Source organism: Shewanella sp. SM71 (assembly GCF_025653905.1).
In the GTDB taxonomy this organism is placed as follows: Bacteria; Pseudomonadota; Gammaproteobacteria; order Enterobacterales; family Shewanellaceae; genus Shewanella; species Shewanella oncorhynchi.
Map to the genome: position 1 here is coordinate 238,091 of NZ_JAKKRW010000006.1, position 8,010 is coordinate 246,100.

General features: G+C 42.0%; 8 protein-coding genes. All 8 read right to left on the minus strand.

Annotated features, from left to right (window positions below; genetic code table 11):
• Positions 1–38: 38 nt before the first annotated feature.
• Positions 39–1,382: a sigma-54-dependent transcriptional regulator gene (locus L5L97_RS08290; protein ID WP_263181640.1), complete on the minus strand. Its 1,344-nt coding sequence runs from the start codon at positions 1,380–1,382 to the stop codon at positions 39–41.
• On the minus strand, positions 1,375–2,457 hold the full coding sequence (locus tag L5L97_RS08295) for a sensor histidine kinase (RefSeq protein WP_113939465.1): 1,083 nt from the start codon (positions 2,455–2,457) through the stop codon (positions 1,375–1,377). Before L5L97_RS08295 ends, L5L97_RS08290 begins: the two co-directional genes overlap by 8 nt.
• 109 nt (positions 2,458–2,566) lie before the next feature.
• A complete protein-coding gene (locus L5L97_RS08300; RefSeq protein ID WP_105251936.1) occupies positions 2,567–4,000 on the minus strand; it encodes a sigma-54 dependent transcriptional regulator in 1,434 nt (477 codons plus the stop codon).
• A gap of 287 nt (positions 4,001–4,287) precedes the next feature.
• Positions 4,288–4,698, minus strand: a complete 411-nt coding sequence (gene fliS, locus L5L97_RS08305; RefSeq protein ID WP_113939464.1) for a flagellar export chaperone FliS — start codon at positions 4,696–4,698, stop codon at positions 4,288–4,290.
• Between the two features lie 8 nt (positions 4,699–4,706).
• The gene (locus tag L5L97_RS08310; protein ID WP_263181641.1) at positions 4,707–5,060 is read right to left on the minus strand and encodes a flagella biosynthesis chaperone for FliD, FliT; all 354 of its coding nucleotides are present in this window, start codon (positions 5,058–5,060) and stop codon (positions 4,707–4,709) included.
• A gap of 110 nt (positions 5,061–5,170) precedes the next feature.
• On the minus strand, positions 5,171–6,526 hold the full coding sequence (gene fliD / locus L5L97_RS08315) for a flagellar filament capping protein FliD (RefSeq protein WP_263181642.1): 1,356 nt from the start codon (positions 6,524–6,526) through the stop codon (positions 5,171–5,173).
• A gap of 149 nt (positions 6,527–6,675) precedes the next feature.
• Positions 6,676–7,077, minus strand: a complete 402-nt coding sequence (locus L5L97_RS08320) for a flagellar protein FlaG (protein WP_372835421.1) — start codon at positions 7,075–7,077, stop codon at positions 6,676–6,678.
• A gap of 290 nt (positions 7,078–7,367) precedes the next feature.
• A partial coding sequence (locus L5L97_RS08325; protein ID WP_263181643.1) for a flagellin occupies positions 7,368–8,010 on the minus strand: 643 nt, incomplete at its 5' end.

The following is an 8,010-nucleotide window of genomic DNA, read 5'->3' on the forward strand; positions in this document are numbered from 1 at the left end:
AATGTGGAGGCTGCGTGATGATAACTTGAATTTATAGACTAATTTGGCAGTTGGATCCCCATATCACGCATCCTTGCCATCTTGTATCTTAGGGTTCGTGCGCTAATTCCTAGCTTTTCGGCGACTAACTTACGACTTCCTTGGCATTGATTAAGGGTCTCTAAAATAATCACATGTTCTTGAGCTTTGAGCTCTTCACCTAAACCGTCTGGCTCAGAAGAAAATGAGTCTAGATCTTCACCGCTTAAAATCACATCCTGCGCATCGATAATAATGTCATTGGCAGTGATCAATTGACCGGCTCTTAATATCAAAGCACGCTGGATCACATTGTCGAGTTCACGTACGTTCCCAGGCCAGCGATGACTCAATAAACGTCGACGCGCATTCTCATCCAACTCAGGCACATCGGCAACATTCAATGCCTTAGCATGTTTAGCTAGTAAATGACGCGCAAGAGGTAAAATATCTGCAGGACGTTGACTTAACGCAGGCCAAGCTAAAGGAAATACGTTAATTCGATAGTAGAGATCTTCCCTAAATCCCCCTGCGGCGACCACTGCCTTTAAATCACGATTGGATGTAGCAAGCACGCGCACATCCAATTTAATAGTTTTACGGCCACCTAAACGCTCAACTTCACGCTCTTGCAAAACCCGCAACAACTTAGCTTGTAAGCCTAAATCCATCTCAGAGATTTCATCGAGCAGCAAAGTGCCACCTTGAGCCTGCTCAAATTTCCCCGGACACGCTTGATAAGCCCCCGTAAATGCACCCTTTTCATAACCAAAAAGGGTGGCTTCGAGCATGTTCTCAGGAATAGCGGCACAGTTAATGGCCACAAAGGCTTGATTAGCACGGCTACTATGTTGATGAATATAACGGGCCAAAACCTCTTTACCCGAACCGCTAGGACCTAAGATCATGACAGAGGCATCGGAGGCGGCAACCCTTTGAGCAAGTGCTAATAATGCTAAACTTTTCTCATCAGCGACGACGGGATGATCCACATTTTGTTTTAATGGCAAATAGCGTGAGACTTGATTGAGTAACACTTCTGGTGCAAAAGGTTTGGCTAAATAATCAACAGCGCCTAATTTTATAGCGTTCACCGCGCTACCAATAGTCGCGTAGGCCGTCATCAACAGCACTGGCAACTTAGGATGATGCTGCTGCAGATAGTTCAATAAACCTAAACCACCAATACCTTGCATCTGCACATCGCTAATAACTAAATCAAACTGATGTTGTTTCAAGGCTAAAATAGCGTCTTCACCGGAGGCAACATCAACACACTCATACTGAGCCAGCATTAAGGTATCCAACAAGGCTTCACGTAATGAAGCATCATCCTCAACGAGCAATAACTTTGCTTCAGACATGGGTAATCTCCAAAGGTAATATCACCGCGGATTTAGCCCGTGGGAATACTAAAGACACAGTACAGCCTTTATTCGGTACACAACTGAGTTGCAGTTGCCCCCCATGATTGCGCACCACAGATTGCACAACGGCTAACCCAAGCCCAGTTCCCTGCGACTTAGTCGTAAAGAAAGGTTCAAATACCTTCTGCTGCATAGTGGCGTCTAAGCCTTTACCATTATCGATGACGTCCAATAATAACCGTTCGCCCTCTTCCTTCGCTTGGATACGAATTTCAGTTGCTCCGGCTTCTATGCTGTTCATGACTAAATTATTAATCGCCGAGCTTAATGCATTGGAATTAGCTAACATCGAGCTGCTTGACGCATCATCAAATAACAAGTCACAGCCTTGCTTTGCCGCTATCGGCTCACAATTTGCCAAAACATTGTCGATAACCTCAGCCAACGAGATTAGATCTCCAAGTTCATCCTGACGACCTTTCGCCATCAATAGCATGTCGTTAACCTGCCGCTCGAGTTCATTGAGTCTATCAACAAGTTTTTGCTGGAATTTCGCTTTAGCAGCATCAGATAACTTAGGGCTCGCAAGATTAGAGGCATATAACAAAGCGGCAGATAAAGGCGTGCGCACCTGATGGGCCAAAGTTGCTACCATCTTGCCCAGTGCAGATAAACGTTGTAGATGGGAGATATTTTTCTGTAATAACCGAGTTTCAGTCAGATCAGTTAGCACAATTAATTGACCAGGCTCTGGCGTCAATGGCGTAATCGCTAATTTAACGCGGCGGCCATTACGCAGTGACACTTCGTGGCCATCATCGTCCTGCGGCGCAAAGGCACTGTGGATCACATCAATCCAGCGAACGCCACATAAGGAGCGCTCAAGTAATTCAACTGCTACCGGATTGGCATCCGTGACTATACCGTCGCCATTGATAATCACCACGCCAGATGGCATAGCCTGTAAAATATGCTCCATTCGATTGGACATATTCGCGGCCTCACGCAGTTGGTTCCATTGTTTGCTAGTGTGCTTGAATGACTCAATTTGCGCTAGTGGGTTGGCTGACATAGTCACTCCGTCAAAAAATTGCTTATGACGGGGTGACTGCAGTATCTATGCCAAATTGGAAATTGAACTTTAGAGGTTAAAACAACTTATATAACAATAAAATAGAAAACTAATCTTTGGTCATTCCGTACTTACGCATTTTTTCTACAAGCGTTGTACGGCGTATTCCAAGCATTTCAGCAGCGCGAGCTACGACATTATCTTGTAGCTCTAGCGCCTGACGTATCATGTCTATTTCTAGTTCTGCTAACAAATCCTTAAGGTTCACACCTTCAGGCGGCAGCTCACTAGGGAAACGCGTTTCAGGGATTTCAACCGGCTCTTCATCGCTAAAGATAGAAGCTAAAGCATCACGTTCCTGTTGCTCTTCACTCATCTCTACACAATATTCGGGCACATCGATATGGCGATATTTGACAGGTAAATCGTTAACATCGACCAGTCCACCCGGATATAAAATGGTGAGGCGTTCGACTAAATTAGACAGCTCGCGCACGTTGCCCGACCAAGCATGTTCTTTCAGCGACTCTATCGCACGCTGCGTAAAACGCACCTTACCACGGCCTTCGTTATAGACTCGGCTAACTAACTCTTGTAATAGCAAAGGCACATCGTCCTTGCGATCACACAACGCGGGCATTTCAATCGGGAATACGTTTAGGCGGTAATAAAGATCCTCACGGAACTCATTAACGCTGATCATGGTTTCTAAATCTCTATGTGTCGCAGCAACTACGCGTACATCAGCATTAATTGTCTTAGTACCACCAACGCGCTCAAATACCCGCTCTTGCAGCACACGGAGTAATTTAACTTGCATTTGTAGTGGCATGTCTCCTATTTCATCGAGAAATAGTGTACCACCTTCAGCTAATTCAAAACGGCCTTTACGAGAACAGATTGCCCCAGTAAATGACCCTTTCTCATGACCAAATAGCTCACTCTCTAATAACTCAGGCGGTATCGCACCACAGTTAACAGGGATAAACGGACCATCACGGCGCTCAGACAAATAATGGATATTACGGGCGACCACTTCTTTACCTGTACCTGATTGACCCAGAACAAGCACAGTTGCCTCAGATGTTGCTACTTGATTTATCAAGTGTCTCACATTCGCAATACCATCACTGCGTCCCACTAAGCTTCGGAATAACTTTGTTTGATTCGCACTAGTAGGGACTTGAGGCCGTTTAACTTGACCGAATACTTGGCAAAAGTGTAATAATTCAGTGAGCTGAGGATACGTTAAAGGTTCTTCTATATGTCCAAGAATATTAGACACTTGCAGATCGTCAACATTGCCAAGCAACAGCATAGGTTGCCATGGATGTTGACCTGCGATGTTTTTAAGCCCATCAGCATCCATAACATCAGTTAGGATAACTAAAGCTCGAAAACGGGTATCTTGGAGGCTAGCACTTAATTTTTCGGTGTCAATTTGTACAAATTGCTCACCTAAAAAATCCAAAATGCAACACAGGCGATTTAATCGCTCTGATGGAGGGCCGATAAGTAAAATTCGTTGATCTGTTTGCATCATTCAGTAGGCCGTAAAGCTCTAATATGTATTAATTCGCATTAATTATTTATGATTAGTTGCTGTAAAAGCTTAACAAATTCAATGTAACAATCTGTGCCACCATCACTACTTGTGATGAATATTGTATTATCAGCAGACGAGAAGCAAGCCTCAGATGAGGTTTATGCCAAACTGAATTGATTTTAGTTCATTTACATCATGATTCTAGTCTAAAACGTCAATACTTTGACTTTAAGCCAAAAAAAAGACGCAACCAGTGCGTCTATTTTTAATAACGAAATAAGATATTAACCCGCTTCAGAATGCGCAGAAATATTATGTTTATCTGCAGGAATTGCATCCCAACTCTCTTTTAGAGTACGAACTAAGTCACTTACATCATCAATCGCTTGAACATCATTATTCAAATTCGCCTCTGAAATACGGCGCAACATAAAATCATATAAATTACTGAGATTGTAAGCAACACTGCCTTCAGCTTCCATATTTAGGCAGCTATTCAGCCCCGCGATAATCCCTAGCGATTTACCAATAAGAAGCCCTTTTTTTGCAAAATCACGCTGCTCTATTGCATATCGACTCTGAGCCAAACGCTCAAGCAAACCAGCAAACATCATTTGAATAATGCGGTGAGGGGATGCCACTGCTATTTCACTTTCTAAAGAAACCTTACGATATGACTGTAATGAACCTCTCATATTAGTACCTACCTATTTGCATCTATCGACTTGTATACATTGATATGACGTTGACTATTACTACCAGCATGCAATAGAGCTTGCCTGTCCAGTAAGAAAACATTGGCTTTCTCTGTACATGCTTGAGTTAATGAAAACTGTAACTGCAAATAATCTCTGTCAACAAATTGCTCATCTGCAACCAAAGCCTCAAGTAATAATTGACGCTGGCCAACAATTTCTTGCAATTTTAATACCAAAAAATCAATATTTTCATTATCTATTGATAATGTAGTCACTTGTCTAATGATTTCATTCATTTGCTCATTAAGAGAATCTAATGTGCTAACAACATTCTGTGTATTAATTTGGCTATGATGCATATATAGAATCTCTTACTCTGCCACTTTAGATAAAAAACTCATAAAATCCAAAAACTGGCAAACATCGTGTAAATCTATCTTACGGTAGGGACAATTTGGCTGATAAAATATTATCGTTTGCTCACAAGCCCTGGAAGAGAGTCGAGTCGCTGAGTTAGCATACTACCTTGAGCGTTCATCTGGCCAACAATCAAATCCATAGCATTGTACTGCTTTAATAACCTAGCTTCATAGGCCTTCATTTTTAAGGTAAGAGTCTCACGGCTATCGGTAATACGAGAAAGTTGAGTATCTAAACTTTCATCTCGACTATCTAAAATCCCCCCAGTTTTTACATAGGAGTCAGTAACATCTTTCATTCGTGTACCAAACCCAGTTTTTTCCGCTGAAAAAAAGTCGGATACGGCATTAATATCTTTACTTAGCACTTCATCAAGCTTTTTATCATCAATTTCAAGACTACCCGTCTGAGTGGTTTTTATACCCAGATTCGCTAACATCATAGAGCTATCACCACCACTCGTTGATGACAACACGCTTCTCATCTGATTTTGAACACCACGAATAACAGAATCACCCTGCAATACACCTGCTTTCTTAGTTTTTGGATCATAACCTGACATGCTAGACATCGTTTTCATTAACTCATTGTATGAATTAACAAAATCTTTGATGGCTGTTTTCGAAGAGTCACGATTAGGTTCAATTTTGAGTGTCGTTGTTTTATCTTTGTTAGCATCCGTCAATGTTAAGTTGATGCCAGTAATCGCATTCTTTACTTCGTTTGAATCAGAGGTCACTTTTAAGCCATCAACATACAAAATTGCATCTTTTGCAGGTTGTAATTCTGTCATAGTAAATGTATCAGATAATGCAGTTCCAGCGTCATCCGTGGCAGATGCTTGCACTACATTATCCTCGCCAGTCTTGTTGGATGTAAGCACTAACTGAGCACCATTGTCGCCCTTAATAATAGTCGCAGTCACTCCAACATTATCTTTAGAAGCATTGATGTTTTTCATAATGTCTTGCAGAGAGTCATCTGCACCAACCGCAACATTAAAGCTCTCACTTCCCACTGTCAGACTTAATGAGCCACTTCCTATTGGAGCCGTAACATCTGTAACTGCTGTAGAACCTAATTTATGACTTTCAGCCAACTGTTCAACAATGACTTTATAATTGCCAGCCACTGCAGTCGGGTCAACTGTTGCGGTCATAAAGTCTTTATTGGAAAGCGTACTCTTAAAACCTGTAAAGGTTTTAGCATCAGATAGAGGTTTTATTTTCTCTAAGAAATCAGACATTGCACTTTTCAATGCCCCCAGAGCAGAGATCTGAGTATTTATCTTACCTTCTTCGGCATTGAATTTAGCTTCTTTAGGCGCTTTTTCTGCATTAACTAGAGCGGTTACAATGCCGCCGATGTCCATGCCAGTACCTACACCTAATGATGTTAATCCCATATCCACCTCTGATCTGCGTCTAAAAACTTACCAATACGCATAGTTAATAGTATTAATACAGCAAAATTCACGCCAAGACTTCAGTTAATATGAATGGCTTACCACTCTAGACTGAACCTCTCATGAATGCATATTAAAAAAACTACGACTTAAACCTCTGTTTTTATTAATGCGCCTGTCACTTCAGACAGTTTTTCAGCCAAAGCAAGCGCCTCTTCACTAGGAATTTGTCGCAGCACTTCGCCAGAGTCTATATCCATAACGCTGACAACGGGCCTATCAGAACTCGCATCAACTTTAAATGCTAATCCCTTACGCATCATAGTTACCATATCCGTCAGGTCACTCGCAACCTTATCTAACTGCTCAACATTCGTTTTAGTATCTTTTGTAGACTCACCATCTTCTAGCATGTTCACGCTGTTTGATTCGCCAAACAAAGGCTTTATTGAACCACTTGACTCTTGCTGAAGAGATTGTGGAGGAGCTAATTTAAGCTCAGTCTTCAACCCCACTACATTAGATGTACTAACTGAATTAATATCCATCATGCCACCCTCTTAGTCACACTAACTGATGTACTCTGGTACTGCTAGAAAGTACTAACCTCACAGATGAAGCGCAAAGCTACACGCTTAAGCTTTATCTTCAAACATTTGCTAATCTGCTTATTACTCTATATGGATGATGCAGCTAAATGTTATTGACTAATAATCACTTTATTAACAACACTAAACTGACCATTTTAATGCACAAAGGGAAGGGTCTAAACGAACCTCCCCTCTCAGTGCCAAACACTTAGCTGTCTATCATCTCAGTATGAGATAACCGCCAATCACAATTACAGCAATGACAGGGCAACTTGTGGTAATTGGTTGGCTTGTGCCAACATAGCAGAAGATGTCTGAGACAGAATCTGTTTCTTCGTCATATCTGCAGTTTCTTTAGCAAAGTCAACGTCCTGAATACGACTACGGGCATCTGCTACGTTAGTTTGTACGTTACCCAAGTTATTGATGGTGAAGTTCATACGGTTTTGTACCGCACCTAAATCAGCACGTTGAGAGTCAATACCTGCAATTGCAGCATCAATAACAGCTAAAGCATCCTGCGCACCTGAAGCAGTGCCAATATCAACCTCTTTTACGGACGCAAGGGTTGATGTTGTTCCCGTACCAGTAATTGCCCCAGAGGTACCTGTCACAGTAAACGCAGCACTTGAAGAGAATTTCAATTCAGAGTTTACAACCACACCGCCTGCATCAACAGTATCTGATGCACCTGCAACTCCATTGGTAACCGTTGCCATTGTTAAGGTGCCACCTGCAGGGCCTACAGCCTTAATCCCTGCAACTCCATCCGCTGAAATACTCAGTTTATTAGTGCTTGAATCATAGGAAGCAGAATAGCCATCCTTTCCAATAGCAGTAGCTAAATCCTTCATACTTCCGTTAAATTTGCTTAAATCGTAAGACGTAGTACCA

Bases quoted from the DNA above. Each gene is read 5' to 3' on its own strand.
- L5L97_RS08290 (WP_263181640.1), bottom strand. From the start codon at position 1,382: ATGTCTGAAGCAAAGTTATTGCTCGTTGAGGATGATGCTTCATTACGT.
- L5L97_RS08295 (WP_113939465.1), bottom strand. From the start codon at position 2,457: ATGTCAGCCAACCCACTAGCGCAAATTGAGTCATTCAAGCACACTAGC.
- L5L97_RS08300 (WP_105251936.1), bottom strand. From the start codon at position 4,000: ATGATGCAAACAGATCAACGAATTTTACTTATCGGCCCTCCATCAGAG.
- fliS (WP_113939464.1), bottom strand. From the start codon at position 4,698: ATGAGAGGTTCATTACAGTCATATCGTAAGGTTTCTTTAGAAAGTGAA.
- L5L97_RS08310 (WP_263181641.1), bottom strand. From the start codon at position 5,060: ATGCATCATAGCCAAATTAATACACAGAATGTTGTTAGCACATTAGAT.
- fliD (WP_263181642.1), bottom strand. From the start codon at position 6,526: ATGGGATTAACATCATTAGGTGTAGGTACTGGCATGGACATCGGCGGC.
- L5L97_RS08320 (WP_372835421.1), bottom strand. From the start codon at position 7,077: ATGATGGATATTAATTCAGTTAGTACATCTAATGTAGTGGGGTTGAAG.